26 protein-coding genes and 1 pseudogene are annotated in these 26,654 nt (G+C 57.3%); 8 read left to right on the forward strand and 19 right to left on the reverse strand.

The window, feature by feature from the left end; all coding sequences use genetic code 11:
• Positions 1 to 14: 14 nt before the first annotated feature.
• Positions 15 to 1,361, reverse strand: coding sequence for a TldD/PmbA family protein (locus NHF56_RS12145; protein WP_252804636.1), 1,347 nt, complete (start codon positions 1,359 to 1,361; stop codon positions 15 to 17).
• Positions 1,362 to 1,476: 115 nt separating this feature from the next.
• Between NHF56_RS12145 and NHF56_RS12150 the strand changes: the two genes are divergently transcribed.
• Complete coding sequence (locus NHF56_RS12150) at positions 1,477 to 3,252, forward strand: monovalent cation:proton antiporter-2 (CPA2) family protein (protein WP_252804638.1); 1,776 nt, start codon at positions 1,477 to 1,479, stop codon at positions 3,250 to 3,252.
• Between the two features lie 168 nt (positions 3,253 to 3,420).
• On the opposite strand, the gene NHF56_RS12155 is transcribed toward NHF56_RS12150, so the two are convergent.
• The 3 genes and pseudogenes from NHF56_RS12155 to NHF56_RS12165 form a co-directional block, all read right to left on the reverse strand.
• Positions 3,421 to 4,302: a patatin-like phospholipase family protein gene (locus tag NHF56_RS12155; protein ID WP_252804639.1), complete on the reverse strand. Its 882-nt coding sequence runs from the start codon at positions 4,300 to 4,302 to the stop codon at positions 3,421 to 3,423.
• Between the two features lie 5 nt (positions 4,303 to 4,307).
• Complete coding sequence (rsmD, locus tag NHF56_RS12160) at positions 4,308 to 4,865, reverse strand: 16S rRNA (guanine(966)-N(2))-methyltransferase RsmD (RefSeq protein ID WP_252804641.1); 558 nt, start codon at positions 4,863 to 4,865, stop codon at positions 4,308 to 4,310.
• A gap of 10 nt (positions 4,866 to 4,875) precedes the next feature.
• Positions 4,876 to 6,255, reverse strand: a pseudogene (locus NHF56_RS12165) (pseudouridine synthase); the annotation flags it as partial.
• Positions 6,256 to 6,344: 89 nt separating this feature from the next.
• Here NHF56_RS12165 and NHF56_RS12170 point away from each other — a divergent pair.
• Positions 6,345 to 6,773 (forward strand): nucleoside deaminase, encoded by a 429-nt coding sequence (locus NHF56_RS12170; RefSeq protein WP_252804643.1) that lies wholly within the window; start codon positions 6,345 to 6,347, stop codon positions 6,771 to 6,773.
• On the opposite strand, the gene NHF56_RS12175 is transcribed toward NHF56_RS12170, so the two are convergent.
• The 8 genes from NHF56_RS12175 to NHF56_RS12210 form a co-directional block, all read right to left on the reverse strand.
• A complete protein-coding gene (locus NHF56_RS12175) occupies positions 6,770 to 7,252 on the reverse strand; it encodes a GNAT family N-acetyltransferase (protein ID WP_252804645.1) in 483 nt (160 codons plus the stop codon). The two genes, NHF56_RS12170 and NHF56_RS12175, sit on opposite strands and share 4 nt — an antisense overlap.
• 152 nt (positions 7,253 to 7,404) lie before the next feature.
• Complete coding sequence (locus NHF56_RS12180) at positions 7,405 to 8,091, reverse strand: GGDEF domain-containing protein (protein ID WP_252804647.1); 687 nt, start codon at positions 8,089 to 8,091, stop codon at positions 7,405 to 7,407.
• Between the two features lie 211 nt (positions 8,092 to 8,302).
• Positions 8,303 to 8,917, reverse strand: a complete 615-nt coding sequence (locus tag NHF56_RS12185) for a hypothetical protein (RefSeq protein WP_252804649.1) — start codon at positions 8,915 to 8,917, stop codon at positions 8,303 to 8,305.
• Positions 8,918 to 9,071: 154 nt separating this feature from the next.
• On the reverse strand, positions 9,072 to 12,026 hold the full coding sequence (gene ileS / locus NHF56_RS12190; RefSeq protein WP_252804651.1) for an isoleucine--tRNA ligase: 2,955 nt from the start codon (positions 12,024 to 12,026) through the stop codon (positions 9,072 to 9,074).
• Between the two features lie 295 nt (positions 12,027 to 12,321).
• Positions 12,322 to 12,765: a DUF6691 family protein gene (locus tag NHF56_RS12195; RefSeq protein WP_252804653.1), complete on the reverse strand. Its 444-nt coding sequence runs from the start codon at positions 12,763 to 12,765 to the stop codon at positions 12,322 to 12,324.
• Positions 12,765 to 13,193 (reverse strand): YeeE/YedE family protein, encoded by a 429-nt coding sequence (locus tag NHF56_RS12200; RefSeq protein ID WP_252804655.1) that lies wholly within the window; start codon positions 13,191 to 13,193, stop codon positions 12,765 to 12,767. Before NHF56_RS12200 ends, NHF56_RS12195 begins: the two co-directional genes overlap by 1 nt.
• Positions 13,194 to 13,360: 167 nt before the next feature.
• On the reverse strand, positions 13,361 to 14,341 hold the full coding sequence (locus tag NHF56_RS12205) for a bifunctional riboflavin kinase/FAD synthetase (protein ID WP_252804657.1): 981 nt from the start codon (positions 14,339 to 14,341) through the stop codon (positions 13,361 to 13,363).
• An 8-nt stretch (positions 14,342 to 14,349) separates the two neighbouring features.
• A complete protein-coding gene (locus NHF56_RS12210; protein WP_252804659.1) occupies positions 14,350 to 15,198 on the reverse strand; it encodes a TIGR01459 family HAD-type hydrolase in 849 nt (282 codons plus the stop codon).
• Positions 15,199 to 15,366: 168 nt separating this feature from the next.
• Between NHF56_RS12210 and NHF56_RS12215 the strand changes: the two genes are divergently transcribed.
• Entirely contained in the window at positions 15,367 to 15,519 is a 153-nt protein-coding gene (locus NHF56_RS12215; RefSeq protein ID WP_252804660.1) for a hypothetical protein, read from the forward strand.
• A 26-nt stretch (positions 15,520 to 15,545) separates the two neighbouring features.
• Here the strand turns inward: NHF56_RS12215 and chrA are convergent, their stop codons facing one another.
• Entirely contained in the window at positions 15,546 to 16,916 is a 1,371-nt protein-coding gene (gene chrA / locus NHF56_RS12220) for a chromate efflux transporter (protein ID WP_252804662.1), read from the reverse strand.
• 240 nt (positions 16,917 to 17,156) lie between these two features.
• On the opposite strand from chrA, the gene groES reads away from it, so the two are divergent.
• From groES to NHF56_RS12235, 3 genes are all read left to right on the forward strand, one after another.
• Positions 17,157 to 17,453 carry a co-chaperone GroES gene (gene groES, locus NHF56_RS12225; RefSeq protein WP_252804664.1) on the forward strand — a complete coding sequence of 99 codons (297 nt, stop codon included), beginning with the start codon at positions 17,157 to 17,159 and terminating at the stop codon, positions 17,451 to 17,453.
• A 67-nt stretch (positions 17,454 to 17,520) separates the two neighbouring features.
• Entirely contained in the window at positions 17,521 to 19,158 is a 1,638-nt protein-coding gene (groL, locus tag NHF56_RS12230; protein ID WP_252804666.1) for a chaperonin GroEL, read from the forward strand.
• A 700-nt stretch (positions 19,159 to 19,858) separates the two neighbouring features.
• Positions 19,859 to 20,311 (forward strand): hypothetical protein, encoded by a 453-nt coding sequence (locus NHF56_RS12235; protein WP_252804669.1) that lies wholly within the window; start codon positions 19,859 to 19,861, stop codon positions 20,309 to 20,311.
• 16 nt (positions 20,312 to 20,327) lie between these two features.
• Here the strand turns inward: NHF56_RS12235 and NHF56_RS12240 are convergent, their stop codons facing one another.
• On the reverse strand, positions 20,328 to 21,032 hold the full coding sequence (locus tag NHF56_RS12240) for a glutathione S-transferase family protein (protein WP_252804671.1): 705 nt from the start codon (positions 21,030 to 21,032) through the stop codon (positions 20,328 to 20,330).
• 249 nt (positions 21,033 to 21,281) lie between these two features.
• Between NHF56_RS12240 and NHF56_RS12245 the strand changes: the two genes are divergently transcribed.
• Positions 21,282 to 21,725 (forward strand): DoxX family protein, encoded by a 444-nt coding sequence (locus NHF56_RS12245; RefSeq protein WP_252804673.1) that lies wholly within the window; start codon positions 21,282 to 21,284, stop codon positions 21,723 to 21,725.
• 79 nt (positions 21,726 to 21,804) lie between these two features.
• Here the strand turns inward: NHF56_RS12245 and NHF56_RS12250 are convergent, their stop codons facing one another.
• Positions 21,805 to 22,497: a L,D-transpeptidase family protein gene (locus tag NHF56_RS12250; RefSeq protein ID WP_252804999.1), complete on the reverse strand. Its 693-nt coding sequence runs from the start codon at positions 22,495 to 22,497 to the stop codon at positions 21,805 to 21,807.
• Positions 22,498 to 22,682: 185 nt separating this feature from the next.
• Positions 22,683 to 23,456 carry a L,D-transpeptidase gene (locus NHF56_RS12255; RefSeq protein WP_252804675.1) on the reverse strand — a complete coding sequence of 258 codons (774 nt, stop codon included), beginning with the start codon at positions 23,454 to 23,456 and terminating at the stop codon, positions 22,683 to 22,685.
• A gap of 172 nt (positions 23,457 to 23,628) precedes the next feature.
• Here NHF56_RS12255 and NHF56_RS12260 point away from each other — a divergent pair, with 172 nt between their 5' ends.
• Positions 23,629 to 24,258, forward strand: coding sequence for a DNA-3-methyladenine glycosylase I (locus NHF56_RS12260; RefSeq protein ID WP_252804677.1), 630 nt, complete (start codon positions 23,629 to 23,631; stop codon positions 24,256 to 24,258).
• Between the two features lie 14 nt (positions 24,259 to 24,272).
• Here the strand turns inward: NHF56_RS12260 and NHF56_RS12265 are convergent, their stop codons facing one another.
• The 3 genes from NHF56_RS12265 to NHF56_RS12275 all read right to left on the reverse strand — a co-directional run bounded on the left by NHF56_RS12265 (position 24,273) and on the right by NHF56_RS12275 (position 26,654).
• Positions 24,273 to 25,202, reverse strand: a complete 930-nt coding sequence (locus tag NHF56_RS12265; protein WP_252804679.1) for a DMT family transporter — start codon at positions 25,200 to 25,202, stop codon at positions 24,273 to 24,275.
• 70 nt (positions 25,203 to 25,272) lie between these two features.
• Positions 25,273 to 25,941, reverse strand: a complete 669-nt coding sequence (locus NHF56_RS12270) for a DNA-3-methyladenine glycosylase I (protein ID WP_252804681.1) — start codon at positions 25,939 to 25,941, stop codon at positions 25,273 to 25,275.
• A 5-nt stretch (positions 25,942 to 25,946) separates the two neighbouring features.
• The gene (locus NHF56_RS12275; protein ID WP_252804683.1) at positions 25,947 to 26,654 is read right to left on the reverse strand and encodes an HAD family hydrolase; all 708 of its coding nucleotides are present in this window, start codon (positions 26,652 to 26,654) and stop codon (positions 25,947 to 25,949) included.

Consider the following 26,654-nt stretch of genomic DNA (forward strand, 5'->3'; position numbering starts at 1 on the left):
CTGGTCGTCCTTGCTCAGCGACCCGCAAGCGTCATGTTCTCGACCGCCAATGTCGGCGAAGCTGTACCATAGCTGCGGTCGATGTCGTTTGCAGGTGTGAGATTCATGAACATTGTTTTGAGGTTCGATGCAATGGTGACACCGGATACGGGATAGGCGATTTCGCCGTTTTCGATCCAGAAACCGGAGGCTCCTCGGCTATATTCGCCGGTTACCATGTTGACGCCCTGGCCGATGACTTCATTGACATAAAAGCCGGTGCCAATGGAACGGATCAGCTCTTCCGGCGAGACATTGCCAGGCTCCAGCGCAAAATTCGTTGATGACGGCGAAACGGATGCGCCGCCGCGCACGCCGCGGCCGTTGGTTGACAGACCGAGTTCGCGACCGGTGGCGGTTGACAGGAACCAATTCTGCAACACACCGTCCTCGATCATCACCATGCGCTCGCCCTTCACGCCTTCGCCATCGAAAGGGCGCGAGGAAGAGCCGCGCACGATCAGCGGATCGTCGGTGACGTTCAGTCCGGACTTGAGCACCTGCTGGCCCATCTTGTCGCGCAGGAATGAGGTCTTGCGGGCAACGGCGGCGCCGTTGATGGCACCGGCAATATGGCCTGCGATACCGCGCGCCACGCGCGGATCGAATACGACGGTGAGACCCTTCATCGTGTCCATCTGGCGCGGATTGATGCGTTTGATGACACGCTCACCGGCGCGCTTGCCGATGGTCGCGGGGTCTTCCAGTTCACCATAATAGAGCGAACTGTCGAAATCATAATCGCGCTCCATGGCCGTGCCTTCGCCGGCAATGACCGATACCGAAACGCTGAAACGCGAGGCCATATAGCTGCCGGCAAAACCGTGGGAGGTTGCAAGCACGAGACCGCCCATGCCGGCGGCGGCACCTGCACCGGACGAATTGCTGACACCGTTGACGGCAAGGGCTGCTTCTTCTGCAGCAAGCGCCTTTTCCGTCAGTTCAGCGGTTGGAACCTCTGTCGCATCGTAAAGCTCCAGATCGGGGTAGGATTTTGCCAGATTGGCTTCGTCGGCAAGGCAGGCAAATTTGTCTTCCGGCGAGACCTTGGCCATGGCGACGGCCCGTTCGGCGAGCGCCTTCAAATCAAATCCCGGGTTGGCCGATACGCTTGCCACACGTTTGCCAACAAAGACTCTTAGGGAGAAATCATCGCTTTCGGATAATTCCGTACCCTCAACCTTGCCAAGACGCACCGACACCGAATTGGAGCGGGAGCGCATGACCACCGCATCGGCTTGATCGGCGCCAGCGGCGCGCGCCAGGTCTATCAATTGGCTTGCACGGTCCAGCAGGGCTTCGGAAGAGTTCTCGGCGGGCATGATTCATCCTTTCCTTTTGGCTGGATTTATTGTGCACTACACATTGCATCAAGGGCGTGAATCGCGATTTGCGCCCGGAACACGGTTTTTTTGAGCACGAACGGACATTGATTACATGCCAGAGACGCACGGCTTTTTCTTCGAAGCCATCCTGCTTCTAGCAGGCGCGGTTGTTGCCGCACCCCTTTTCAAGTTTTTACGTCTCGGCACAATTTTGGGATATCTGGCAGCGGGCATCGTCATCGGACCGGTGCTGGGCGTCATCTCGGACGCTGAGGATATCCTGGGCTTTTCCGAACTCGGTGTCGTTTTTCTGCTCTTCGTCGTTGGGCTGGAACTGAAACCGTCACGCCTCTGGCAGATGCGGCGGGATATTTTTCTGCTCGGGGCCATGCAGGTCGTCTTGACCGGCGCGGTGCTCAGCGCCTTTGCGCTTCGCTCGGGCTATGTGGACATTCGCGGTGCGATCATCGTCGGTTTCGGGCTGGCGCTGTCGTCAACCGCCTTCGCGCTGCAAATTCTGGAAGAGCGCGGCGACTTAAACAGCACCTATGGGCGGCGCACCTTTTCGCTGCTTCTGTTCCAGGACATGGCGATCATTCCGCTCCTGGCCATCATTCCGCTTCTGGCGCGCGGGGCAACCCCTGAAGATATTCCCAATCCCATCAGAGATTTTGCCATTGCACTCGCTGCCATTGTGGCCATCATCGTGGCCGGGCGCTATCTGCTCAATCCGCTCTTTCAGATCATTGCCAAATCCGGTGCGCGCGAGGCGATGATTGCAAGCGCCCTGCTGACGGTCATGGCGGCAGCGCTTGTGGTTGAGCTTGCTGGCCTTTCCATGGCCATGGGCGCATTTCTGGCCGGCGTGATGCTCGCTGAATCGACCTTCCGGCATGAACTGGAAGCCAATGTGGAGCCGTTTCGCGGCATTCTGCTCGGGCTTTTCTTCATGGCCATCGGCATGTCGCTGGAAATCGATGTGATCGTTGATAATTTCTGGCTGATCCTGGCGGCGGTGCCGGTGGTCATGGCGGTCAAATCGCTGGTGATCTATCTCGTCTGTCGCACAACGGGCTCCAGCTTTGCCGACGCAGCGCGCATTTCGCTGGTTCTGCCGCAGGGCGGCGAATTCGGCTTCGTGCTGTTTTCCGCTGCTGTCTCGGACTACGTGATCAACCGCGAAGTGTCTTCGATCCTCATTTCGATTGTCATTATTTCCATGGCGCTGACGCCGCTGGTTGCCAAGCTTGAGCGCTTTATTTCGACCGATCCAGGCGTGGAAGAAATTGAGGAGAGTTTCGAGGGGGCGGGTTCGGATGTCCTGATGATCGGGTTTTCCCGTTTCGGACAGATTGCGGCACAGGTGCTGTTGGCCGGCGGCCGCGATGTGACAATCATCGAGCATTCCGCCGACCGTATCAAACAGGCCTCCAGTTTCGGTTTCCGGATTTATTTCGGAGACGGGACACGCAAGGATGTGCTGAGAGCCGCCGGTATTGAACGTGCCAAGATCGTTGCAATCTGTACTCATGGACAGGTGACCACTGACCGTATTGTCGATCTCATCCAATCTGAATATCCGCATGCGAGGATCTATGCCCGCGCCTATGACCGGGTCCACACATTGTCATTGCGTGCGCGCGGCGTGACCTATGAAGCGCGGGAAACGTTTGAATCCGGGCTTCTCTTCGGGCGCAAGACGCTGGAAGGGCTTGGTGTGGATGAAGATACCGCAATCGCGATTTCCGACGACATTCGCGAACGGGATGAAACGCGCCTTTCGCTGCAGGCCGCACAGGGGCTGGGGGCAGGCAATGAATTGCTGCACAAACGCCCGGTCAAACCGGAACCGCTGGTGCCGCCGAAAAAGCACGACGAGATCGGCTAGACTGTTTCAGTTTTTGACTGAAACAGTCTACATTTTTTCGCTCACGCCAATTGCGCTTTGCGCAATGCTCCACTGGGGCGGCGCATTAGCGCCGGGCCACGCTTGTGGCCTTGAGCGCTTCAGTTAAAAGCTGAACCGCGCTAGAGGATCGGGCTATAATATAAGCTTTCAGGCCTTTTCGCGGAAAGCCAGAAGGGCGTCGAGATCGGTCTTGAGCTGATCCTTGACCCCGGCAGATGCTTCCAGCACCTCGTTCACGCGCAGGAAATCAAGCACGCGGAAACGGTGCACGTCCGGCTTCAACATGAGATGCGGGCGGGAAAACTGCATCTTGGCCTCGATAATCGACTGCATCATCAATTGCGATGCCCCGAACAGGCTGTCGATCCGGTTCGGCATGGTCTCGCCATCGCCTTCCGGCCCGCCGATGACATCAATGGCGATCACCACATCGGCCTTATCCATCAGGCACTCATAGGGGACCGGGTTATAGATACCGCCGTCGATCATGTAACGGTCGTTGAGCGAAACGGGCCTGAACACAGCCGGCAGGGCGGCAGAAGCCGCAATGGCGGTATAGAGGTCGCCTTCATCGATCAGGACGCCTCGCTGGCCGTAATAATCTGTTGCCGTTATGTGAAGCGGGATCTGCAATTCGGAAAAATCGTCTGGAATGGCCTCCGGCAGGAAGCCTTTCAGAATGCGCTCGAGGTTGAACTGGCCGAAGCGAAAGCCGCCATTCATGGCATCTTTCATGGTCATGGGCCGCATTTTCCAGATACGGCTTACCACCTCGTTGCGGTTGCCCAATGTGGCGACCGTGTAATCGCGGATTTCAGCCCCGGACATGCCTGCTGCCCAGCCCGCACCCATGATTGCGCCGATGGACGACCCGGAAATCGCCACAGGCCTGATACCCAATTCATCCAGCGCTTCAATGATGTGAATATGCGCAAGACCACGGGCACCACCCCCGCCGAAGGCGACGGCAACGCGGGGAAAGCTGCCTTTGTCTACCTCAATCGGCGCCAGTGCGTTTGAGATTGCCATGGGTCTTATGCCTCGTAGCGGTAAAAATGCATTTTAGTATCACCAAAAGCCCGCTCTTCCAGCAGGCGGCACTTTGGCAGATTTTCAGGTATAATATCGGCCCGCTCTTCCAGAATAACAAGGGCACCATCGGCCAGCCAGCCGCCGGCAATGGCCGATGCAATCGCCTTTTCACCCAGCCCCTTGCCATAGGGCGGATCGGCAAACAGGAACTGGAACGGCTCCATATTGGCGCAAACACCCATATCGGTGGCGTCGCGGCGGAATATCTTGGTTCGGCCCTGCAGGTTGAGCGCCATGGTGTTTTCACGCAGCAGGCTGCGGCCCTCGACGCCCATTTCCACGAAGATGGCAAAGCGGCAGCCACGCGACAGCGCCTCGATGCCAACGGCACCCGTGCCGGCAAACAGGTCCATGACGCGCGCGCCGTTCAGCGCTTCGGGATAGGCGTGGGACAAGATGTTGAACAGGCTTTCCCGCGTGCGATCGGTGGTCGGCCTGATGTCATTGGATTTCGGCGTGCGGAGCGAGCGTCCGCGAAACTCACCGCCGACGATCCGCATCGCGTTTTCCCTTGCCGCTTGAGGATTTGGCGTCCTTCTTCATATCGGATCGCGCCTGCTCCTTGGCGCGGCTGGCCTGTTTGGCCGTCTTTTTCGGACCCAAAGGCTTGGCACCGGGTGCCATCCACACATTGGAGGCGCGCGAGGCACGGCCCTGCTGCGGCTTCTTTTCCGGTTTGTCGGAACTCTTCTTGGTGTCGAGACGGCTCAAGGCACGCTCGCGCTTGTCGCCGAAACGGTCTTTCCTGTCGCCGCCCTGTTCGCGTTTGTCACCAAAGCGCTCGCGCTTTTCACCGGCAGGTTCGCGTCTATCGCCTTCGCGCTCGCGCGGCTTCCAGCCACGGTCAGCGGGCTTGCGTTTTTCCTCAGCCTCGTCATCGGCAAGGACATTGCCTTTGTGATCGAAGATCGGCGCATCAAAATTCGCGCCAGCCTCTTCAATCAGGCGTGCGCCCAACTGATCGCGCAGCATGCGGCTGCGCACTTCCATGGCCGCGCCTTCCTTCAGGTTGCCGAGCTGGAAGGGGCCATAGGAAATGCGGATGAGGCGCGAGACTTCGAGACCCAAAGCGCCAAGCACGTTCTTGATTTCGCGGTTCTTGCCTTCGCGAAGCCCCATAGTGAGCCAGACATTGGAGCCCTGCTCGCGGTCGAGCGTGGCTTCGATGCCGCCATAGAGAACGCCATCCACGGCGATGCCATCCTTCAAACCATCCAGCTTTGCCTGGGTGACGGTGCCATGTGCGCGCACGCGGTAACGGCGCAGCCAGCCGGTGGTGGGCAGTTCCAGAACACGGGCAAGCCCGCCATCATTGGTGAGCAGCAGAAGGCCTTCGGTGTTGATGTCGAGGCGACCAATGGACATGACGCGCGGGAGACCCTCGGGCAGATTGTCAAAGACCGTTGGACGGCCTTCGGGATCGGAATTCGTGGTCACGAGGCCTGCAGGCTTGTGGTAGAGCCAGAGACGTGTGCGCTCGATGCCTTTGACCGGCTCGCCATCGACCTCGATGTTGTCGGCAAAGGAGACGTTGACCGCGGGGCTTTCCAGCACCTTGCCATTCAGCTTCACGCGCCCCTCGACAATCATGCGCTCCACATCGCGGCGCGAGGCAACGCCTGCACGGGCCAGCAATTTGGCGATGCGTTCGGGTGGCAAAGTCGCAGCTTCGGCTTTCACATTCTCGGTGCGGGGCGCGGATTTTGCGCCTGTCGGCTTGTCGCGGCGCGGGCCGGATGCGGCCTTGTCCTTGCGCGGGCCGAAGGACGGCTTTTCCTTGCCCTTTGCAGCGCCAAAGGATGGCTTGTCCTTGCGAGCGCCGGAAAATGGCTTGCCCTTGCCGCCGGACGGTTTGCCGCCGGGACGTTTGTTCTTGTCGTTGCTGTTCATTTGGATTTGCCTGTTCGTTTGCCGTGTCCTATCAGTTCATGAGCATTTGGTTAAGAGGGTTTATCATTCGGGTGGCTGCAAATCGCTATATGGAACTGGCACTGGAGGAGGCGCGCAGGGCGGCAGAACGCCATGAGGTGCCGATCGGCGCCGTGCTTGTTCTGGATGGAGAGGTGATTGCCTCTGCCGGAAACCGGACACGCGAACTGAACGATGTGACGGCGCATGCCGAGGTTCTGGCCATTCGTGCGGCTTCTGCAAAGCTTGGTTCAGAACGCCTGACCGGTGCTGATCTTTATGTCACGCTCGAACCCTGCGCCATGTGTGCAGCGGCAATTTCGTTTGCCCGCATCCGCCGCCTCTATTATGGCGCAGAGGATGAAAAAGGCGGTGGCGTCGACCACGGCGGGCGGTTTTACAGCCAGCCGACCTGCCATCATGCGCCGGAGGTTTATTCGGGCCTTGCCGAACAGGAATCGGCTGCGATCCTCAAGGCGTTTTTCCAGGAGAAGCGTTAGGCTTTGGCAAAATCCTGCAAATCAGTGCCGGATAGCCTGTAGCGTATCCATTCGCTCTGCGGCTTGGCACCGGTGGCGTCATAGGTCTTGATGGCGGGCGTATTCCAATCCAGCACGCTCCATTCGAAGCGTCCGTAGCCCTTTTCCAGCGCGTAATTTGCCAGGTATTTCAAAATTGTGCTGCCGATCCCACGGCCACGGGCATCCGGCGAAACATAGAGATCTTCGAGATAAAGCCCGGCCCGGCCCTGCCAGGTGGAATAGGTGTAATACCAGAGCGCAAAAGCCAGCGGCTTGCCCTCGTCTTCATAAATCAATGCATCGCAGACCGAATTTTCGCCAAACACTGTTTCGGTGATTGCGGCAATGTCGGTCTCCACCTCATGGCGCGCATTTTCAAATTCGGCCAGATCGCAGATGAAGCCGAAAATCGTCTCCGCGTCGGAGGGAACGGCGGCCCTGATGTTTGGATGGTCCATATTGTCTCCTCAAATGCATTTCTTCATATTGTGGGGCGCGGCGTTGATATTCCGCCTCCAAAAAGATCGATAGACCCGTAAACGGATTCCTGTAAGCGCATCAAGTCCGGGCCCGCGCGGGACCATGGCCTCGTTGAGCTTTACCTCAGTGCTCAAGAAGCCTTTGCGAGCGCCAGATTGCCGATAACCGTCTTGTTGCGCCCTTCGCTCTTTGCCCGATAAAGATTGGTGTCGGCAATGCGCATGGCCTCCGACACGTCGAAACGACCGGTGAGCAGAACGCCGCCCAGACTGATTGTCGGGCAGATCAGGTCGCCCGCGCGCGTATAAAGCCTCACGGTCTCCGCATTGAGGCGCATGTTTTCTGCATGGTGGAAGGCGGCATGTGTGCTGAGGGCGGAGACGAAAACGGCGAACTCTTCACCGCCGATACGCCCGAAGAGAGCGCCTTGGGGCAGTTTGGCGGCGATTGCCGCCGTCAAGGCTTTGAGCACAAGGTCGCCTTCCACATGTCCGTGATTGTCGTTGATGGACTTGAAATGATCGGCATCCAGCACGAACAAAGCGCCGGCCTTCTCCGCGGCTGATAGCTTTGCGAGTTCGCCCATGAAAGCGCCGCGGTTCAAGATGCCGGTCAGGCTGTCGCGCCGGTTCGTTTCCACAAGCTCGCTGTGAAGGCTCATCAACTCAGCATGCATGGCTTCGAGCTTTTGATTGGCCTCGTCGGCGGCCATGCGGGCCATCTTTGTTCGGTGAAGGGCGAGAAACTGCACCGCACTCATCGGGCCGCCTATGAAAAGCGGACACAGGATTGCCAGAGACAGGGCAACGGGACCCATGGTGCCCCCGACCACGCGGTTGATCGCAAGGCAAAGCAATAGAGAAAGGCCGGCAGAGATAATTCCCGCGGCGCTCGCTTTGAAGAAAATCTTAAAAAAAGGGGACTGAAACATGCCCCCCTTCCTATTCCGCCAAACCTAAACAGAAGGTTTCCGGGCGCATGGCGTCAGACAATTTTTCCCAAAAGAAAATGGGCCCGAAGGCCCATTATTAGAACACGTTGAGGGGATCCCACCACTTCTTGCCCTGTTGGGCGGCTTCGGCCTCTTTCTTGCGGCGCTTTTCCTTCACTTTTTCGCTCTCGCCGAGATCGGTGAGAACAGACGGATCGGAAACGCGGCGATAGTCCTTCGGGGGATCGACCAAACTGCGGCGACCCGTACTTGCACCCTGGGCGTTGCGCTGCTGGCTGTAGGCGTCCTTCTGCTGCTGCACGCCAAGCTGACTCATGGTGCTTTTCTGGCGAATCAGGGTGTTGGCGCGATCACCATCGTTAGCTTCGGTTGCTTCCTTGCGCAGACGCTTGCGCAGTTCCTCGGGGCTTTCGACCCAGTTCGGATTGTTTTCGCGGTTGGCAAGCGATTGCTGCGGCTCGACCAGAGCCAACTGGCTCTCGCTCGGCACGACAAGCTCCGGACGCGGCTTGTAAGCGATGTTCTTTTCTTCCTGTGGCGCGCCAACAGCGACGGCGTTGCCCACATCGTCAAGCAACTGTTCGGCAGCAGACTTGTCCGTGCCGTAGGTCGGGCTCATGCAACCTGCCAACGGAAACGTGCCCGCAGCAATGATAAACAGCCCGGTACCAACTCTGAACAAATGCTTCATAAATCCCAAACCTCCGGCGGTTTTTCCGCCAACGCCCTCAAGCTTACGAAGCCCTGCTCCGTAAATCCGGCCATTTTCGGGCGGAAAATACCGGATGAGGCCACAAAAGGCAATTCATCCGGTATATCCTTTGCTTTTATCAATAAATGCGGGCTTAGCCGGCGGCCAGCTCGCGCAGGGCCGCGGCATCACGGGCAGATACGTCGGGGTATTCCGCATCGGAGCCCACGTCCTTGGTGACCTTCCAGGAACGCGCGCATTTTCTGCCTTCGGCCAATTGAGGCTCGACAGAAACCTTGGCCACATCATCGAGACGGAATGCAGAGGATGGACCTTCTGCATTATCGACCACGATATCGGATGTGATGCAGATTTCTGCAAAGTCCTGGCCCTGCAGTGCGGCATAGAGGTCCGGATCGGCCACGTGAACGACAGGCGCTGCTTCCAGCGACGAGCCGATGCGCTTTTCGCGGCGTTCGACTTCCAGCGCGCCGGTGACGACGTAACGTACTTCGCGGATTTTCCTCCACTTGGCGGCGAGCGCGTCGTTCTGCCAATCGGCTGGAACATCCGGGAATTGCTCAAGGTGCACCGATTCTGCATTTGGATCGCGCGAGAGCCAGGCTTCTTCCATGGTGAAGACCAGCATCGGGGCGAGCCAGGTCACCAGGCAATCGAAGAGCTTGCGGATGACGAAGAGAGCCGAACGGCGCTTGATGGATGACGGCGCATCGCAATAAAGCGCATCCTTGCGGACGTCGAAATAGAAGGCCGATAGCTCGATATTGGCAAAATCGGTCAAAGCGCGGGTGATCTTCTTGAAATCGAAATTGTCGTAGCCTGAACGCACCAGCTTATCGAGTTCGTAAAGCCGATGCAGCATCAGCCGCTCCAGCTCCGGCATATCGGCAAGCGCGATATCCTCGCCCTTGTCATGCGCCAGCGTGCCGAGCATCCAGCGAACGGTGTTTCTGAGCTTGCGGTAGGTATCGACATTGGTCTGGATCACGTTCTTGCCCAGACGCTGATCTTCCGAATAGTCCGTCGTCATCACCCAGAGGCGCAGGATATCGGCACCAAACTGCTTCATCACCTCCTGCGGGACAACGGTGTTGCCCTTGGATTTCGACATTTTCTCGCCCTTCTCATCCATGGTAAAACCATGGGTGACGACGGCGTTGTAAGGCGCACGGCCACGGGTGGCGCAGCTTTCCAGAAGCGAGGAATGAAACCAGCCGCGATGCTGGTCGGAGCCTTCGAGATAAACATCCGCCGGCCATTTGAGGTCCGGGCGGTCTTCCAGCGTGAACGTGTGGGTCGATCCTGAATCGAACCAGACGTCGAGAATGTCGCGCACCTGCTTCCATTCTTCAGGGTCGTATTTGGAACCCAGGAAACGCTCTGCCGCGCCCGGCGCAAACCAGGCATCGGCTCCTTCTGCCTCGAAGGCTTCCAGGATGCGTGCATTGACCTCGTCATCAACGAGAACCGTTCCATCTTCCTTGGCAAAGATGGCGATTGGAACACCCCAGGCGCGCTGGCGCGAGAGAACCCAATCCGGGCGCTGCTCGATCATGCCGCGCAGGCGGTTCTGACCGATGGCCGGTACGAAGCGGGTGTCATCGATGGCCTTCAGCGCGCGCGTGCGCAGTGTCGATCCATCGCCGAAATCCTTGTCCATATAGACAAACCATTGCGGCGTGTTGCGGAAGATGATCGGCTTCTTGGAGCGCCAGGAATGCGGATAGTCGTGCTTGATGCGGCCACGGGCGAAAAGCTTGTCGGCGTCGATGAGCGCCTTGATGACGCGGTTGTTGGCGTCGCCCTTCTTGCCGTTGTCATCCATCACACGAGCAGGACCACCTTCGGCATCGGGGCCGAAACCGGGCGCATCTTCGGTGTAGAAACCATCGTCGCCAACCGGGAACGGGATCTTGGTGTCGATACCGCGGGCTTCGAGTTCGCGCACCCGGTCCATCCAGGCTTCAAAGTCTTCGCGACCGTGCGAAGGTGCGGTGTGCACAAAGCCGGTACCGGCATCGTCGGTGACGTGATCGCCATCCAAGAGCGGCACCTGGAAGTCGTAGCCGAGGTCAGCCAGCGGGTGGGCGCAGGTGATTGCGCCAAGTTCATCAGCACTGACATCGCGCAGGCGCTTGAATTCAAGCTTGGCCTTTTTGAACGAGTCTTCTGCCAGTGCATCGGCGAAGATCAGCTTCTCGCCCGGCTGCGGACCGAAATCGTTTTCGGCGGCAGTGACTTCATAAAGGCCGTAATAGATGCGCGACGAATAGGAGATCGCGCGGTTGCCGGGAATGGTCCATGGAGTGGTCGTCCAGATGACGACATAGGCATCCAGCAAATCGGGATGGAATGCACCGAGATTGCGCTCAGCCGATTGCGCGTCGGCATCGGCGGGAGCCGTCAGTTCCACCACCGGAAACTTCACCCAGATCGTGTCGCTTTCGACCTCGTGATATTCCACTTCCGCCTCTGCCAGCGCGGTGCGCTCGACCACCGACCACATGATCGGCTTGGAGCCGCGGTAGAGCTGGCCCATCTTGGCGATCTTGATCAGTTCGCCAGCGATGCGGGCTTCGGCGTGGAAATCCATTGTCGTATAAGGCTTTTCGAAATCGCCTTCGATGCCAAGACGCTTGAATTCCTCGGTCTGAACGTCGATCCAGCCTTGCGCAAATTCACGGCATTCCTTGCGGAATTCGTTGATTTCGACTTCGTCCTTGTTCTTGCCCTTGGCGCGGTAGGCTTCCTCGATCTTCCATTCGATCGGCAGGCCGTGGCAGTCCCAGCCGGGAACATAGTTCGAATCGAAACCACGCATCTGGAAGGAGCGGGTGATGACATCCTTCAGGATCTTGTTCAGCGCGTGGCCGATATGGATGTTGCCGTTGGCATAGGGCGGGCCATCGTGGAGCACGTATTTCGGGCGGCCACTCGCGGAGGCGCGCAGCTTTTTATACATGTCCATTTCGCCCCAGCGGGCGACGATTTCCGGCTCTTTTTGCGGCAGGCCGCCACGCATGGGGAAATCCGTCTTCGGCAGGTAGAGCGTTTCGGAATAGTCAACTTTATCGTTGGTCTCGGTCATCTGTTTTCAGGCCGTTCATCTGGTTGCGCCATATTTATAGGCGCCATGATCATTGGATTCTTGAAGAATAGTGAGGGGGCGCGGGAAACAAGCGCCAAAATCCCGGACCCTCGGGCAGGCTCGAAAACGAGCGCCTCAAAGGGCCGGGCCAATAATTCGGATCGAAAATATCAACCGGCACATTGTCATAACGCCGGGTGTTTAGGCGTTTTTGCGAGAAAATAAAAGAGGGGATGCCAAAGTTTGTGCACTCACCTGAAGAGCGGGCAAGAGGCCGCGGTTGCGGCCTCCCAACTCAGCTTGCCTGACGGCTTGCCGTGAAAAACTCCACACGGGTTGCAAAACGCGCAATGGCAATTCCAACCAGCAAAGCGGCAACGAAGATGAAAGCCGAGCTATGGCCAAGACCGAGGGCGGGAATGGCCGCACCGGGGCAGAAACCGGCAATGCCCCAGCCAATGCCGAACGTGGCCGACCCACCCACCAGCTTGGCGTCCACCAGCTTTGCCTTGGGCAACACGAATTCACCGGTAAAGACCGGCTTGTTGCGCTTTCTGAAAATCAGCGCATAGCCTGGAATGGCGACCGAAAGTGCGCCGACCATGACCAGAAGCAGGCTCAGGTCAAATGGCCCCATGACATCAAAGAAGTTCAGCACCTTTGCCGGATTGGCCATGCCTGAAAAGGCGATGCCGGTTCCGAAGAGGGCTCCGATGAGATAAACGATAAGGTAGCGCATCAGATTGCACCTCCCAGAACATGGCGGATGAGATAGACGGTCACAAAACCGAAGACCATGAAGGTGGCCGTCGCGACAATGGAGCGCTTGGAAAATCGGGCAATGCCGCAAATGCCATGGCCAGAGGTACAGCCCGAACCGATGGTGACGCCGATACCGGTGACAATGCCGCCAATAATGAGAGCGGCTGTCGAGACCGGCACATCATATTCGATCTGCTGACCGGCAGCCTGCAGCAGAACAGGTGCGGAAATAGCACCTGCCAAAAAGGTTGCTTTCCATGCCCAGTCACGGTCAAACGGCGGCAGAATACCACCGATGATCGCTGTCATACCGGCAATCCGGCCCCAGAAATACATAAGCGCCACGGCAGCCAGCCCGATCAGTAGGCCGCCGCCGAGCGAGAGAATGGGGGTAAACTGAGTCATGCGTATCACTCCGCACATTCATTCAAGATTGAAATCAATGATAAGGCCTGGCCGGACAAAACATAGGATTGGCGTTATGTTTTTGGACCAGGCCGGGAAATGCTTTTTCCTGACGTATAGATAAATTGGAATTTGTATCTGGCGCAGCCGAAAAGCTTTTTCCGGCGTCAGAAGCAGATCTTTTCGTCCAGCGCGCTTAAAGGCTTGACGCCGGAGAGAAGGCCGCGCGCTTCTTCCTTATCGATATTCATCTGATCGACCAGCGCTTCCAGCCCGTTGAACTTCAGCTCTTCGCGCAGATAGCCGAAGAAGGACACCGCGACCTGCTCGCCATAAAGGTCACCGTCGAAATCGAAAACGAAGGTTTCCAGAAGGGCTGCGCCTTCATCGTCGACTGTCGGGCGATGGCCATAGCTTGCAACGCCATCGTGCAGCGTGCCGTCTGCCCGGCGCAGGCGAACGGCATAGATACCCGGCTTCAGTTCGGCCCCTTCCGGCAGCACCATATTGGCGGTTGGAAAACCGAGCGTGCGGCCCAATTTCTTGCCATGGATCACCTCGCCCTCAACCGTGTACCGATAACCCAGAAGCCCGGCTGCGAGGCTCAGGTCACCTTCGACAAGGCAATTGCGAATGCGGCTTGATGAGATCACATCGGTGTTTTCATCTCGGAAAGCATCGACCAAAGTGACGCCGAAACCGTGGCGCTTGCCGGCTTCCATGAGATAGGCCGGGCCACCTTCCCTGCCCTTGCCGAAATGGAAGTCGAAACCGGTGACCACGTGGGCGGCATGCAGCCAGTCTCTGAGTATGGAGGTTATGAACGCTTCGGCTGACAGCTGGGAAAAAGACCGATCAAAGGGGTATTCGACAACGCAGTGATAGCCCAGAGCCTCGATCAGCCTTGCCTTCAGAGGTGCGGGCGTGATGCGAAACACCGGCTTATCGGGATTGAAGACTGAGCGCGGGTGCGGTTCGAATGTCAAAACGAGCGCCGGACAGTCTTTCTTTTCAGCCTCATCAAGGGCGCGTTGGAGCACCGTCTGATGACCGCGATGCACACCATCGAAATTACCGATTGCGACGACGCCCCCTTTCAGGTGGTCGGGCAGTGGCTCTCTCTCTTCGTTGCGATGAAAGACTGTCATATCACCATTCACGCCAATCGGGGCATCCACCATTTCGGGCTTGCCTTTTCCCTTGCCAGATATGCGGTGAGCGCCTGTTCATCCGTCTTGCCGGCAACCGTATATTCGCCCGCATGGATGCCGCCGCTGATATAGAGAAGGTCGAGCCCGGCATCCAGCGCGCCGCGCACATCAGTCGGCATGCCATCGCCGATGGCCAGGACGCGCGATTTGTCCACCGGCCCCCTGACCTCCTGGGCAACGGCCATAGCCTCTACGTAGATCGGCGAATGCGGCTTGCCGGCAATGCGCGTCTCGCCGCCCATCTGGCTGTAAAGCGCGGCAACCGCGCCTGCACAGGGGATGAGCCGGTGGCCGCGCTCGACGATGAGATCGGGATTGGCGCAAATGAGCGGCACATCGCGTGCGATGAAATCGGCGAGCATATCGCGGTAATCTTCCGGCTGTTCTGTTTCATCATCAAAAAAGCCGGTGCAGACCACGGACGTCGCCTCTTGCGCGCCGACGACCTCGACGTCAAGACCGTCGAAAAGCGGCATGTCGCGCTCCGGGCCCAGAAGGAAGACTTTGTCCGGGCCTTCGGCAATCAGGTGGCGGGTCACATCGCCAGAGGTGACGATGCGGTCATAGGCGCTTGAAGGAACGCCGATCAGTTCCAGCTGAGCCGTCACGCCATCCTGCGGACGCGGCGAATTGGTAATCAGCACGACACTGGTGCCGCCTGCGCGGGCCTTGGAGAGTGCCTCGCCGGCCAGAGGAAATGCATCGATCCCGTTGTGCAGCACGCCCCAGACATCGCATAGGATGAGGTCGTAATTGCCGCAAACCTCGGAAAGATTATCGATTCTGTCGGCCATTCGCCTCACCTTCGCATTCCTGGACGCAGCTCAAATCGCAAACGGGCGGGCGCTTGGCAAGTGAAAAAGCGACTCATGCCGCCGCCCACAATGCAACGCTGCGGGAACTTCTTCTTTGTTGATGCATTTACTTTGCGTCGGAGATTGAAATCAAAAGCGGAATTCAACATGCAATCCAAATCAAACGCACTTTATTTCATTGTCGGGGCCCTTGTCGTCGTTATCGCGGGCATGGGCTATTACATTTACGATCAGCAGAAAGATGACGGGACCGTGAGCCTGAAGATCGGCGAAGGCGGTGTCTCCGTCGAGAAAAACTGACAAGCAATCACCCGGTGCCCGGCGCATCAGATCTGGGCACCGAGAACAGCCTGAAATACAAGCCCCGCCAAAGCGCATAGACCGAGAACGGTCAGAACCCCGCGCCTAAACCCGAAAATCAGGATTGATGCGACGGCCGTCAGCACGAGCGCCGGAAGGTTCAGGCTTTCCCATTGAGGCAATGGCACGTGCAGCCATCCGCCTGCAAAGACGGGCGACCAGCTCTGCAGATCGGCAAAAAGGACGTGGAGCGCAAACCATACCGCGAGATTGAGGATGACACCGACCACGGCGGCGGTGATCATGGACAGTGCGGCTGACAGCGCCGGTCTGCTGCGCAAGCGTTCGACATAGGGTGCGCCGGCGAGAATCCAGATGAAACTGGGAACGAAGGTTGCCCAGGCGGTGATGAAGGCACCCACCACACCTGCGGCCAGAGGCGGCAGCGCGCCGGCATCCCTGAATGCGGCGAGAAAGCCTGTGAAGCTGAGAACAAGAACCAAAGGACCGGGCGTCGTTTCGGCCAGCGCCAGGCCATCCAGCATCTCGCCGGGTTTGAGCCAGTGATAATGTTCGACCGCCATCTGCGCGACATAGGACAGGACCGCATAGGCACCGCCGAATGTGACCAGCGCCATCTTGGAATAGAACGCGAAGATATCGGAATAAGCGCCCTGCGGCGCAAAGATCAGAAGGAAGGCGAAGGGTGCCTGCCAAATCACGGTCCAGACCAATGCCTGCAGCAATTGGCGCGGCCAAAGGCGGTGCGCCTCGTTTTCAGTGCTCGCCCCCTTTATCTCGTCAGACCGGGAACGAGTTGGGTTTGCCAAGAGGAAACCAATGACGCCCGCGGCGAGAACGACGGCAGGAAACGGCACATTGAAAAAGAAAAGCGCGATGAAGGAGACGACGGCAACAGAAATGTGAAGCGGTGTTTTCAGCGCACGCCGGCCAATGCGCCAGCAAGCGTCGGCGACAATGGCAAGTACGGCCGCTTTCATTCCAAAGAAGAGTGCGGCCAGCCAGACACTTTGATGCAGGGTGGCATAGGCAATTGAAAGCGCCAGGATGACCAAAAAGCCGGGCAGTACGAACAGCAATCCAGCAATGAGCCCGCCGCGCCAGCCATGCAGGAGCCAGCCGATATAGGTTGCCAGCTGCTGCGCCTCTGGACCGGGCAGCAGCATGCAATAGTTCAGCGCATGCAGATATTTTTCCTCCGAAAGCCAGCGCTTTTCCTCCACCACGATGCGATGCATGAGGGCGATCTGGCCGGCGGGGCCACCAAAGCTCAGGAGGCCTATTTTGACCCATACACGAAAGGATTCGGACGCATCAGGATGAATTGTGCCTTGGCGTTTCAGGGGCTCTGTTGGGGACATGCGGACCGGTGACATTTCTGTAATCGTCCCATGATAACAGACATTCGACACATTATTATGTCGGTCATTGCTCGCGTTAACCGCGTTGCGGACTTACGTTCCGATGTCGATTTTTTTTGGCGAGAACGCTTGACTCTCTATCGCACCGCTCCTATCTCCGTGGCCGTTAGCACTCTTCAGGAGTGAGTGCTAACAAACATCCAAGGCAGGCAATTCATACCTGCGTAATGTCATTTGAGTGAGGGATCCAAGAGAATGGCAAACATTTCTTTCCGTCCGCTCCACGACCGCGTTGTTGTACGCCGTGTGGAATCCGAAGAAAAGACCAAGGGCGGCATCATCATTCCCGACACCGCCAAGGAAAAGCCCGCTGAAGGCGAAATCGTCGCTGTCGGCAACGGCGCTCGCAACGACAAGGGCGAAGTTGTAGCCCTCGACGTCAAGGCCGGCGACCGCGTTCTGTTTGGCAAGTGGTCCGGTACTGAAGTCAAGATCGACGGCGAAGACCTTCTGATCATGAAGGAAGCCGACATCATGGGCATTATCGGCTGATCACGCCGTTAACGTTGAACCTAATCGAAGCTTGAAAATGGGCCATTGAAGCCCGGGAGTTTTCAAAATGGCAGCTAAAGAAGTCAAATTCGGCCGCTCTGCTCGCGAACGGATGCTTAAGGGCGTCGACATTCTCGCAGATGCAGTGAAGGTCACACTCGGCCCGAAGGGTCGTAACGTCGTTATCGACAAGTCGTTCGGTGCACCGCGCATCACCAAGGACGGCGTTTCCGTCGCCAAGGAAATCGAACTGGAAGACAAGTTCGAGAACATGGGCGCACAGATGGTCCGCGAAGTTGCTTCGAAGACCAACGACATCGCCGGTGACGGCACCACCACTGCAACCGTTCTTGCCCAGGCAATCGTTCGCGAAGGCCAGAAGGCTGTTGCAGCCGGCATGAACCCGATGGACCTGAAGCGCGGTATCGATCTGGCCGTTTCGGAAGTCGTCAAGGATCTCGCCGCAAAGGCCAAGAAGATCAACACCTCTGAAGAAGTCGCCCAGGTTGGCACGATTTCGGCAAACGGCGACAAGCAGGTCGGTCTCGACATTGCTGAAGCCATGCAGAAGGTTGGCAACGAAGGCGTAATCACGGTTGAAGAAGCCAAGACCGCTGAAACCGAACTCGAAGTCGTTGAAGGCATGCAGTTCGACCGCGGTTACCTGTCGCCTTACTTCGTCACCAACCCGGAAAAGATGGTTGCAGATCTCGACGACTGCTACATCCTTCTTCACGAAAAGAAGCTCTCCAACCTGCAGGCCATGCTGCCGGTTCTGGAATCGGTTGTTCAGTCCTCCAAGCCGCTCCTCATCATCGCTGAAGATGTTGAAGGCGAAGCTCTGGCAACGCTGGTTGTCAACAAGCTGCGCGGTGGTCTGAAGATTGCTGCTGTCAAGGCTCCTGGCTTCGGCGACCGCCGCAAGGCCATGCTGGAAGACATCGCGATCCTGACCGGTGGTACCGTTATTTCCGAAGACCTCGGCATCAAGCTCGAAAATGTCACGCTCGACATGCTCGGCCAGGCCAAGAAGGTTTCCATCACCAAGGAAAACACCACGATCGTTGACGGCGCTGGCGCCAAGGCTGAAATCGAAGGCCGCGTTGCCCAGATCAAGGCGCAGATCGAAGAAACCTCTTCCGACTACGACCGCGAAAAGCTGCAGGAACGTCTTGCCAAGCTCGCTGGCGGCGTTGCCGTAATCCGCGTTGGCGGTGCAACGGAAGTCGAAGTGAAGGAAAAGAAGGACCGCATCGACGACGCGCTCAACGCAACGCGCGCTGCTGTTCAGGAAGGCATCGTTCCCGGTGGTGGCGTTGCCCTGCTCCGCTCCTCCACGAAGATCGCCGCCAAGGGCGAAAACGACGACCAGGAAGCTGGTATCAACATCGTTCGCCGTGCGCTCCAGGCTCTGGTTCGCCAGATCGCCAGCAACGCTGGTGACGAGGCTTCCATCGTGGTTGGCAAGATCCTTGAAAAGAACGACGACAACTACGGTTACAACGCTCAGACGTCCGAATATGGCGACATGATCACCATGGGCATCGTTGACCCGGTCAAGGTTGTTCGCACGGCTCTGCAGAACGCAGCCTCCGTTGCTTCGCTCCTGATCACCACCGAAGCCATGATCGCCGAGCTTCCGAAGAAGGACGCTCCGATGCCTGGCGGCGGCATGCCCGACATGGGCGGCATGGGCATGATGTGATTGGGCGCAAGCCCTAACACAGAATGCACATAAAGCTTCGCCCATGATCTTTAGGTGCTTTGGGCCGCCAAGCGGCCCAAAGTGGCGGCATGGGCATGATGTGATTGGGCGCAAGCCCTAACACAGAATGCACATAAAGCTTCGCCCATGATCTAAAGTGCTTTGGGCCGCCAAGCGGCCCAAAGTGGCGGCATGGGCATGAAGTTATCCGATTTGCATCGGTACATGTTGGGGGCGGTCTTCGGGCCGCCCTTTTCTTTTGCGCCCATGATCTAAAGTGGTTCAGACGCGAACGCGCGGGGTGCCATCACTATAATTCGTGATTGAGAAAGCACGCGTTATGGGCGATGAGACGGTCGCTTTACAGCTTGTTTTGATGCCTCTCTCTATGGTTTGGCATCCTTCAACGGCCAGCCGGCAAAACTGCCGGCAGGTCAGCTCCCAATTACATTGTTTCAAATTGGCACAATCGAGCGCCTATGATAAATTCAAAACCCTCCATAAACCTGTCAGAACGCAATTTTTCAGTTTCTCTCAAGTTAATTCCCTCATAAAATGTGAAAAATATTGCTCGGCAATGTTGCGGAAGACGCGAAATTGAAGATAAAAGCACACCTTGTGCGTTTATATAAAAATCCAATTTGGTCATTCTGAAGCAATCAATTGATTTGCAATACAGAAACACGTGGGGCGGTTTCTTGTGTTTAAAATAACGTCTCTGGATGGATTAGAGTCGCAGACGGGCTCAATCGAACGCGGCCATCTGCCGAACACGGAAGTACTGTCTCATTTTTGCGCAAGCGAAGCCTGGACCGGCAATCTTCGCAACGGACTGATCAGACTTGGCGAACTGACCACGGACATGCACGGCCTGAAGGAAAGCGAGTGCGGCTTGCTGACATTGATCCGCTGCTACGATCCTGAAGACCGGCATCAGCTATTAAACATTCTCGAACAGGCCACAACGCGCAATTCATCGTTTTGCTACTCCACGATGATTCATCTGGGCAACGAAATCCGCCGCCCTGTTTTCTGCATCGGTGAATCCACGGGATTGCAGAACAGCGATATGGGCAAGATCCATGGCGTCTTCATTTTTCCAGGCTTCAAGCTGCAAGGCCGCGGTCAGGATATGAAAGCGGCCCTGCAGTAGAAGTGAAAAACAACGCTTATCCGCGCGCCGGGATATTGGTCGCCCGCTGCATGGCCGGACGCTCAAAGCCGCGCTCAAGCCAGGACTTGACCGATGGATTCGTATCGAACTCCACCAGATCACCGGCCTCGTAAAAACCGACGAGCGCGCGCAGCCAGGGCAGGATTGCGATATCGGCAATGGTGAACGCATCACCCATGATCCATTCGCGGCCTTTCATTCGACCCTCCAGAACGCCCAAAAGTCGCTTTGTCTCATTGACATAACGCTCGCGCGGACGCGGGTCTTCAATGTCCTTGCCGGCGAATTTGACGAAAAAACCGAGCTGGCCAAACATGGGACCGACACCGCCCATCTGAAAATGCAGCCAGCAGAGCGTCTCATATTTTTCCCCCGGGTCACTCGACAGGAATTTGCCGGACTTTTCGGCGAGGTATTGCAGGATCGCCCCGGATTCAAACAGGCCAAGCGGCTTGCCGCCGGGACCGTTGGGATCGATGATCGCGGGGATCTTGTTGTTGGGGTTGAGCGAGAGGAATTCAGGCGTCATCTGGTCGTTCTTGCCGAAATCGACCAGATGCGGCTCATAAGCAAGACCGGCTTCCTCCAGCATTGCTGATACCTTGATACCGTTTGGCGTCGGCAGGGAATAAAGCTGAATGACGCTTGAATCGTTTGCAGGCCAACGCTCAGTGATCGGAAAAGCTGATAAATCGGACATCATGGCTCCTTGGGTACTGTCTCGAATTCAAAAAAAGCTGTTTGTCCTCACATCAGTGGCATGTTCAATCGTCTTCTTCAACGCTGCCATCCCTCACGTTTCTGTCAGCGATACGCGCTTACCTTCAGCGGTTCAGCCGTTAGCCTGCCCACATTGTTCATAAATTAGAGACAATATGTCGACTGCCTAGGTGATTTATTTGACTGCCGTTCTCGAATAAAAGGTGTTCAGACACATCAGGAGACAATCATGTCAACGAAATACATCTTGCTCGTCGCTCGCATTCTACTGTCCTTCATGTTCATCATGTCCGGCTTGGGCAAGCTTGCCGACCCTGCCGGCACCGCTGGCATGATTGCAGGTGCCGGTTTGCCGGCGGCTACCGCTCTCACCTACCTTGCCGGCCTTTTTGAACTTCTGGCAGGCGCTGCCGTGCTTGTCGGATTTCAGACGAAGATTGCCGGTTGGGCTCTCGCGCTCTTCTGCGTTTTCACCGGCCTCGTTTTTCACACCGGCACTGTTGCCGTCGAAGGCTGGCCGGAAGGCGCGCTCGGCTGGATCAACATGCTGAACCAGATCATGGTCATGAAGAACCTGACACTGGCAGGCGCTTACATTCTGCTTGCAACATACGGCCCCGGCGCTTTGTCGGTCGATGCGCGGAAGGGCGCTTCCAAGCCGGCCACCGCCTGATTTGAAGGCCTGCAGACTCGAAAAAATCGAAAGGGGCCACGCGGCCCCTTTTCTTTCATTCTCTTGGAGGTTCAAAGCATCAACCGCCAAAGAGGGTGCCCAACAGGTCGATACCCTTGTCATTGAACCTGACTTTGCCGCTCTTACCATCCGGCCCGATCACGATGACTTTGGTGCCGACTGGCACACGCTCGTAGAGGTGCTCGACATCCTTGTTCATCATCCGGATGCAGCCGGACGACATGTTCTGGCCGATGGACCACGGCTGGTTTGTTCCGTGGATGCGATAACCGGAATCACCGCTGCTGCGGTAGAGATATAGAGCGCGCGCGCCCAAAGGATTGTCTTCTCCACCTTCCATATAGGCAGGCAGGATATGGCCTTTACGACGTTCGCGGGCGATCATTTCAGGCGGCGGCGTCCAGCCGGGCCATTCGGCCTTGCGTGAGACCTTCACCGTCCCGGACCAGCCGAAGCCTTCGCGGCCGACGCCAATCCCATAGCGCATGGCGCGGTTCTTGCCGTTCACGTGATAGAGAAACTTGTTTTGCGTATCGACAATGATCGTGCCGGGGGCTTCATTTGTTTCAAAACGCACCATGCGACGCTTGAACTCAGGCTTGACCGTCTTTTGAACAGCAACCTGAACCACATCACTCCTGGCAGACACTGGCTGCTGTGCAGACATGGCGGCACTCGCAGCCGAGGCGGAGCCAACAATCGCCACGGATAAACACAGGGTGGCAAGTCTGAGACCTGTTCTTTTCATAATTCCCTCTCCAAATTCCAACCAACCTATCCCAACTGGAACGCTAACGTATGTGGGCGGCAAATCAAGCCAACAAAAAATGGCCTGCACGGAGATCGACATCAGACGCAACAATGCCCGCGGCGAACCGCAGGCATTTGTCATGGTTCTTCAGGCCCCAATTGCCTGTGACCATTGTGTCTTGAAGACTAAATAACCCTGACTTTGGTTCCAACGCCGACGCGGCCATAAAGATCAATCACATCTTCGTTACGCATGCGGATGCAGCCGGACGAGACGGCATAACCAATGGTCCAGGGCGCATTGGTTCCGTGAATGCGGTAGAGGGTGCTGCCGAGGTAAAGGGCGCGCGCGCCGAGCGGATTGGCGGGGCCACCCTCCATATGGTTCGGCAGGTAATGTCCCTTAGCCGCTTCGCGCGCAATCATCTCTTTCGGCGGCGTCCAGCTCGGCCATTCTTTTTTCGAGGAAACCGTGTGCGTGCCGGCCCATTCGAAGCCCGGCTTGCCGACGCCAACGCCGTAGCGCTTGGCCTTACCGTTTGCCATGACGAGATAGAGAAAACGCTCATTCGTATCGATCACGATGGAGCCCGGTTTTTCCTTGGTCTGGTAATCAACCACCTGCGGAAGAAAGCGCGGATCCATCTGGCGGGACTGCTGGGCGGCTTGGCGATTGATCGACACGGGCTGTGCCTGCGGTTGCGCATAGCGAATAATCCGGCGACCGTTCACGGCTGCGCCCTGTTGTACAGGCGCGACCTGGCGCATGGACGGAGCGCCGGAAATGGGCGCAACCACACGGGTGCGCCGGCCAAGCTGGTTGATCCAAGGTGCGGTCAGACTGTCACCAACAACAACGGGCGGTCGCTGGCCGTAGCGGTCGGAGGCGATCGCATCAACCGTTGAGACAGACGCAAGCGTTGCAGCTGCCATAAGGCAGGCAAAGAGATTCTTGAACATGGCGGACTCACTACTTTTCGCCGTTTTCGGGTGGAAAGAACCTAGAAGGACAATGGTAAATAAAACTTCGTGAAAATGTGGCCGGACGCGGAAAGGTTTCGGCAGGGTTAACAACGGGTTTGGCGAATTGGCTAAGGGTTGGTAAACAAACGGGCAATGAATGGGAGCGCGCATGATCGCTGAGGGTATTATCGTCGGAGCCGACGGAAAACATCGATGCTTCTGGCCGGGTGAACTTCCCGATTACATCGCCTATCACGACACAGAATGGGGCTATCCGGTCGACGACGATCATCGCCTATTCGAGAAAATCTGCCTCGAAGGCTTTCAGTCCGGTCTTTCCTGGCTCACCATTTTGCGCAAACGCGAAAACTTTCGCGCCGCCTTTGCCGGTTTCGATTTCAACAAGGTGGCGCAGTTTGACGAAGCCGATGTGGAGCGGCTGGTGACGGATGCCGGCATTATTCGTCATCGCGGCAAGATCACCTCCACGATCAACAATGCGAAGCGGGCGATTGAACTGCGTAACGAATTCGGTTCGCTGGCCAAATATTTCTGGTCTTTCGAACCATCTGCAGCGGAACGCCCGGCGACCATGGATTGGGCGACGCTGAAAGCAAATCCGGTGACGGAGGCTTCAAAGCGGCTTTCGAAAGACCTCAAGAAGCGCGGCTGGACCTTTGTCGGCCCGACCACCGTTTACGCATTCATGCAGGCCATGGGTATGGTCAACGACCATATTGAAGGTTGCTTCTGCCGACAGAAGCTCGAGGCGGCGAGGCTGGCCTTTCAGCGCCCGTAAAGAGGCTTGTGCGGCTACATCGAACTCGTGTTGATGTCTTCCGGACGCGGCTTTTTGCGTTGAACGGTCCGCTCGCGCTGGAAAATATAAAGGCCGGTTGCCACGATGACGGCGGCACCCACACCTGTCCACATGTCCGGGAGGTCACCGAAGACCAGCCAGCCCCACAGCGTGCTCCAGATGATAAGCGAATATTGAACCGGTGCCAGCACGGCTGCCTCGCCGATTTCCAGAGCCGTGATCAGGAACATTTCGCCCATGGCAGCCGCCAGTGTCATGCCGGCAAGCCAGAGGATATGTTCACCTTTCACCGGCGTCTGCCAGACAAAGGCGAGCGGCAGGGACAGCAGAAAGACGCTGACCAGCGCGGTGTAGGCAACAGTTGTGCCGGTCTTGTCGACACCGGCCAGGCGGCGTGACAAGACCTGCCGCATGGCAAAGGCGGTTGCAGCCAGAACAAGAAGCAGCGCTGCAGGATGCACTGTGCCAAAGCCCGGGCGCAGAATGATCAGCACGCCGATAAAGCCGAAAATGACAGCCGTCCAGCGGCGCGGCCCGACCTTTTCGCCCAGCAGCAGACCGCTAACGGCGGTGACAACAAATGGCGCGACGAAGGTGACAGCCACCGCATCAGCGAGCGGCACATATTTGACGCCGAAGATGAAGCACACCGCAGACGTAACGGCGAGCGCCCCGCGCGCCACCTGCATGCCCGGATTTTTCGTTTTGAGGAGGATGGGTCCGCGAAACGACAGGGCAATCAGTACGCCTGTGAGAAGCGCAAGCTGTCGCGTCCAGGCAATCTGCAAGGGGGGAAACTCACTCGTGGCGAGCTTTGCCAGCATGTCGCAGACGGACAGTGACAGAAAGGCCATGGCCATGAGGATGACGCCGCGCAGGTTTTCGGTGCGCCGCAGGTTGCCCCCGGTCGGTGAGGTGGTCATGTGATCTCCTGAAGACAGCGCGAAGCAGAATTCGCTCGCGCAACAACAAAATCAGATCGGTGCACAGAATTCAATCGATACTCATCGCCAGAACGCGGCTGATCTCGGTGAGTGAACGGCCAGACTGCGTGCGCCATTCATTGAAGGCGGCCTGAACGGCAACCATGTCCTTTTTCGCGCTTGGCTGTTTGTCCACCACGCCCTCGGCGATCAGCCGGTTGACTGTACTTTGCGACAGGATGAAACTTTCCACACCTGAAAAGCGCAGAAAATATTGGCCGGTATTGCCGCCGAGCCGCGCGCCCTTCTTTTTCAGCAGTTCCAGCAGCCCGATATAGTCGTCCGCCGGCCATGCAGCGAGGAATTTGCCAAAGGAGCCGTGTTCATCGGCGATTCCACCGATGAAGCGGGCGTTTTCCTGTACGGTCTTGATCTTCGGCCCATGGCGCACGATGGCCTTGTTGGAGACGAGGCGCTCGAAATCCTCATCATGCAGCATGGCGCAACGGGCGATGTCGAAACCGTCAAACGCCTCTTCAAAGCCCTGCCACATAGCCTCGATGACCTTCCAGTTGAAGCCTGCCTGAAAAATGCAGCGCGTCATCAGGGCCAGATAGCGGTCGTCCGGGGTCTCTTCGATTTCCTTTGACGACTTCGGCATTTGCAGCTGTTTTTCCACTTCCGCTGCACTGCCTTTGCGGCTGACGGCAATATTCCAGATTTCTTCAAATGTGTGCATAAACGTCACGTCTCCAGCGTGCCGAGCAGCGTGGGCAATTCGGCAAAATCAACAATTTCCCGGAACCGCGGCGTCTCTCGCGGCGGCTCGACATGTTCGTATGCCCAGGTCAATTCGTGCGGGATGTAAATGCCGAAACTGCCGGCGGCGATGGCCGGCACGATATCCGATTTCAACGAGTTGCCCACCATGGCCGCCCTTTCGGGGCCGCTGCCGATATCGCGGAAGATGCGCCGATAGGTGGATGCGCTTTTGTCGGAGACGATTTCCACCGCCTTGAACAATTCGCCAAGGCCGGATTGGGCAAGCTTGCGCTCCTGGTCAAAAAGGTCGCCCTTGGTAATCAGAACCAGCACATAATCATTTGCGAGGCGCTCCAGTGTTTCCGGCACATGCGGCAGTGTTTCCACCGGGTGGGAGAGCATATCGCGGCCGGTGTTCAAAATCTGCTCGATGACACTGGCGGGAACGGCTCCCTCCGTTACCTCGATCGCCGTTTCAATCATCGAAAGCGTGAAACCCTTGATGCCGAAACCATAGTGCTGGAGATTGCGTTTTTCCGCTTCCAGCAGGCGCTCGGCAATATGATCGCCTTCGGCATAATCAGCGAGCAACGCCTGAAACTGCGTTTCGGTGAAGCGGAAAAATTGCTCGTTTTGCCAGAGCGTATCGTCGGCATCGATTCCGAGGGTGGTGATGTAACGCGAACTCAT

Source organism: Rhizobium sp. L1K21 (assembly GCF_024055895.1).
In the GTDB taxonomy this organism is placed as follows: domain Bacteria; phylum Pseudomonadota; class Alphaproteobacteria; order Rhizobiales; family Rhizobiaceae; genus Ensifer_A.

Bases quoted from the DNA above. Each gene is read 5' to 3' on its own strand.
- NHF56_RS12145 (WP_252804636.1), bottom strand. From the start codon at position 1,361: ATGCCCGCCGAGAACTCTTCCGAAGCCCTGCTGGACCGTGCAAGCCAA.
- NHF56_RS12150 (WP_252804638.1), top strand. From the start codon at position 1,477: ATGCCAGAGACGCACGGCTTTTTCTTCGAAGCCATCCTGCTTCTAGCA.
- NHF56_RS12155 (WP_252804639.1), bottom strand. From the start codon at position 4,302: ATGGCAATCTCAAACGCACTGGCGCCGATTGAGGTAGACAAAGGCAGC.
- rsmD (WP_252804641.1), bottom strand. From the start codon at position 4,865: ATGCGGATCGTCGGCGGTGAGTTTCGCGGACGCTCGCTCCGCACGCCG.
- NHF56_RS12170 (WP_252804643.1), top strand. From the start codon at position 6,345: ATGGAACTGGCACTGGAGGAGGCGCGCAGGGCGGCAGAACGCCATGAG.
- NHF56_RS12175 (WP_252804645.1), bottom strand. From the start codon at position 7,252: ATGGACCATCCAAACATCAGGGCCGCCGTTCCCTCCGACGCGGAGACG.
- NHF56_RS12180 (WP_252804647.1), bottom strand. From the start codon at position 8,091: ATGGGTCCCGTTGCCCTGTCTCTGGCAATCCTGTGTCCGCTTTTCATA.
- NHF56_RS12185 (WP_252804649.1), bottom strand. From the start codon at position 8,917: ATGAAGCATTTGTTCAGAGTTGGTACCGGGCTGTTTATCATTGCTGCG.
- ileS (WP_252804651.1), bottom strand. From the start codon at position 12,026: ATGACCGAGACCAACGATAAAGTTGACTATTCCGAAACGCTCTACCTG.
- NHF56_RS12195 (WP_252804653.1), bottom strand. From the start codon at position 12,765: ATGCGCTACCTTATCGTTTATCTCATCGGAGCCCTCTTCGGAACCGGC.
- NHF56_RS12200 (WP_252804655.1), bottom strand. From the start codon at position 13,193: ATGACTCAGTTTACCCCCATTCTCTCGCTCGGCGGCGGCCTACTGATC.
- NHF56_RS12205 (WP_252804657.1), bottom strand. From the start codon at position 14,341: ATGACAGTCTTTCATCGCAACGAAGAGAGAGAGCCACTGCCCGACCAC.
- NHF56_RS12210 (WP_252804659.1), bottom strand. From the start codon at position 15,198: ATGGCCGACAGAATCGATAATCTTTCCGAGGTTTGCGGCAATTACGAC.
- NHF56_RS12215 (WP_252804660.1), top strand. From the start codon at position 15,367: ATGCAATCCAAATCAAACGCACTTTATTTCATTGTCGGGGCCCTTGTC.
- chrA (WP_252804662.1), bottom strand. From the start codon at position 16,916: ATGTCACCGGTCCGCATGTCCCCAACAGAGCCCCTGAAACGCCAAGGC.
- groES (WP_252804664.1), top strand. From the start codon at position 17,157: ATGGCAAACATTTCTTTCCGTCCGCTCCACGACCGCGTTGTTGTACGC.
- groL (WP_252804666.1), top strand. From the start codon at position 17,521: ATGGCAGCTAAAGAAGTCAAATTCGGCCGCTCTGCTCGCGAACGGATG.
- NHF56_RS12240 (WP_252804671.1), bottom strand. From the start codon at position 21,032: ATGTCCGATTTATCAGCTTTTCCGATCACTGAGCGTTGGCCTGCAAAC.
- NHF56_RS12245 (WP_252804673.1), top strand. From the start codon at position 21,282: ATGTCAACGAAATACATCTTGCTCGTCGCTCGCATTCTACTGTCCTTC.
- NHF56_RS12255 (WP_252804675.1), bottom strand. From the start codon at position 23,456: ATGTTCAAGAATCTCTTTGCCTGCCTTATGGCAGCTGCAACGCTTGCG.
- NHF56_RS12260 (WP_252804677.1), top strand. From the start codon at position 23,629: ATGATCGCTGAGGGTATTATCGTCGGAGCCGACGGAAAACATCGATGC.
- NHF56_RS12265 (WP_252804679.1), bottom strand. From the start codon at position 25,202: ATGACCACCTCACCGACCGGGGGCAACCTGCGGCGCACCGAAAACCTG.
- NHF56_RS12270 (WP_252804681.1), bottom strand. From the start codon at position 25,941: ATGCACACATTTGAAGAAATCTGGAATATTGCCGTCAGCCGCAAAGGC.
- NHF56_RS12275 (WP_252804683.1), bottom strand. From the start codon at position 26,654: ATGAGTTCGCGTTACATCACCACCCTCGGAATCGATGCCGACGATACG.